The 2,426-nt window shown below is 63.8% G+C and carries 3 protein-coding genes; all 3 read right to left on the bottom strand.

Features of this window, described 5'->3' with window-relative positions:
* Positions 1-1,025, bottom strand: a 1,025-nt coding sequence (locus EN750_RS29435; RefSeq protein ID WP_127398851.1) for a trypsin-like peptidase domain-containing protein, incomplete at its 3' end; no start/stop codon positions are given.
* Positions 1,026-1,155: 130 nt separating this feature from the next.
* The gene (locus EN750_RS29440; protein ID WP_127321625.1) at positions 1,156-1,623 is read right to left on the bottom strand and encodes a cytochrome c-type biogenesis protein; all 468 of its coding nucleotides are present in this window, start codon (positions 1,621-1,623) and stop codon (positions 1,156-1,158) included.
* A partial coding sequence (locus EN750_RS29445) for a cytochrome c-type biogenesis CcmF C-terminal domain-containing protein (RefSeq protein WP_281062337.1) occupies positions 1,620-2,426 on the bottom strand: 807 nt, incomplete at its 5' end. The genes EN750_RS29445 and EN750_RS29440, both read right to left, overlap by 4 nt.

Below are 2,426 nucleotides of genomic sequence, written 5' to 3' on the forward strand. Positions count from 1 at the left end.
CTGGAAACCAGTGCGCCGTTGTTGGACTTCAGACCAAGCGACTCAGCGATGTCGGAGGTGACCGGCTGGATTTCCACACCGAGCCAGCCGCGCTGCACGGAACCGCTCTTCATCAGGTCCTGAACGACCTGCTTGGCGGTCGAAGCGGGAATGTCGAAGGCGATGCCGACGCTGCCGCCGGATGGCGAGAAGATCGCGGTGTTGATGCCGACGACCTGGCCGTTGAGGTTGAAGGTCGGACCGCCAGAATTGCCGCGGTTGACCGATGCGTCGATCTGGATGAAGTCGTCATAAGGGCCAGCGCCGATGTCACGGCCGCGGGCGGAGACGATGCCGGCGGTGACGGTTCCACCAAGGCCGAACGGATTGCCGACGGCCACCACCCAGTCGCCGACGCGAACCTTGGAGTCATCGGCGAAGTCGACATAGGTAAACTTGCCGACGCCGTCGACCTTGAGCACGGCGAGATCGGTGCGCGGGTCGGTGCCGACCAGCTTGGCGTCGAGTTCCTTGCCGTCATGCATCACCACGGTGAAGGCCGAGCCTTCCGAAACAACGTGATTGTTGGTGACGAGATAGCCGTCATCCGAGATGAAGAAGCCCGAGCCCTGGGCAACCGGCCGCGGCTGATCGTTGTTGCGGTCGCGGTGGCTGAAGCGCCTGTTGCCGCCACCCTGGCCGTCCTGGTCACCAAAGCCACGGAATTCCTTGAAGAAGCGGCGCAGCTGTGGATTGTTGGGCAGGTTGTTCATGCCATCCTGGTCGTCGGACGGGTCGGAGCCATCATCGGCGGCCGGGCTGATCTTGGCCTTGACCTTGACACTGACAACGGCGGGAGAAACGCGCTCGACGACATCGGCGAAGCCCGGCACCTGCGGCGCCTCGACGCGCACGGCATCGGCCAGAACAGGGCTGGTTCCGCTGGTCAGCGCGCCAACCCCGATCGCACCGGCCACGGCGACAGATGCGACGGCAGCCATGAGACGCTTGCGGGTGACGGAATATGAATTGGGGGCAATATTCATGGATCTCTTATCCTCTTTCAACGGACGCTGCTTGGTCGGCATCCTCGGAAAGGAGAATTAGAGCGGCACACATTACAGCGCCATTTCCGACACATGAAACTTTGGTAATGCTTGGGAGTGACGGCGGACGTCAGTCGCGGCGCAATATGGCGTCCAACGATGCCTGTTCTTCGGCGGACAGGGATTTTGTTGCCAGCACGCGGCGCGACCGCGCGGTCAGCACGATGAAAACGCCTCCCACCAGCAACAGCAGGACGGGCGTGCCCCACAGCAACGCATTGCGCAGGTCGAATCGCGGCTTCAGCAGCACGAACTCGCCATATCGCGAAACCACGTAGTCCATCACCTGCTGGTCGGTGTCGCCGGCGACGAGGCGCTGACGCACAAGGACGCGCAGGTCGCGGGCAAGGTCGGCATCGGATTCGTCGATCGACTGGTTCTGGCAGACCATGCAGCGCAAGCCTTCCGACAGCGCCCGCGCCCGCGCCTCCAGCGTCGGATCAGGCAGCACCTCGTCAGGCTTCACCGCCGAGGCCGTGCCGGCAAAGAACAGCGCCAGCAGCAGGACAATGGAGGTCAGAGAAAACCGCGCGTTCATGGCAGGGTCGCGGATGGCACCGCGCTCGCCTGCTTGCGCCGCCGCGACGGCGCGCCGACGCGCAGGCGCCGGTCCATCAGTGACATCGCCGCGCCCGCCATCATCATCAGGCCGCCGCCCCAGATCAACGTCACCAGCGGCTTCCACCACAAACGCACGACGACGGAACCGTCATTGCCCTCGTCGCCGAGCGAGATGTAGAGCTGCGAGAAACCAATCGTCCTGATGCCCGATTCCGTCGTCGTCATCTGCCGCACCGGATAAAACCGTTTGGCGGAGCTGATTTCGCCAACAGGGCTGCCGCTGACGCCGATCAGTTCGAAGCGGCCGAGATCCTCGCTGTAATTCGGTCCCTGGGCCGGATAAAGCCCGACGAAACGCAGCGTATGGCCGGACAGTTCGACGGTCTCACCGGCATGCATCGACAGGATCTTCTCGGTGCCGAAGCAAAGTGTGCCGACGATGCCGAGCGTGGTCAGGCCGAGGCCAAGGTGAGCGAAGGCAGTGCCGAAGACCGAGCGCGGCAGGCCGAGCAAGCGCCTGACCATGATCCCGGCGGCGACATTCCCGACCCCCGATTTGACGTCGAGATCGGTGAGCGCGCCAAGGATCAGCCAGACGGCAAGGCCAACGCCCAGAGCTGCGAACACCGAGGCGCCGTCGATGAACAAAGCGGTGACCAACGTCGCCAGCAGCGCCGCTGCAAATGCCAACATCAGGCGCTGCGCGACGGCGAAGACATCGCCGCGCTTCCAGGCAAGCAACGGCCCGAACGGAACCACGAGCAGCAACGGTACCATCAG

Origin of the sequence: Mesorhizobium sp. M7A.F.Ca.ET.027.03.2.1 (assembly GCF_003999175.1) — a bacterium.
Classification (GTDB): Bacteria; Pseudomonadota; Alphaproteobacteria; order Rhizobiales; family Rhizobiaceae; genus Mesorhizobium.

Coding starts and splice junctions, on each gene's coding strand:
- EN750_RS29440 (WP_127321625.1), bottom strand. CDS start 1,623: ATGAACGCGCGGTTTTCTCTGACCTCCATTGTCCTGCTGCTGGCGCTG.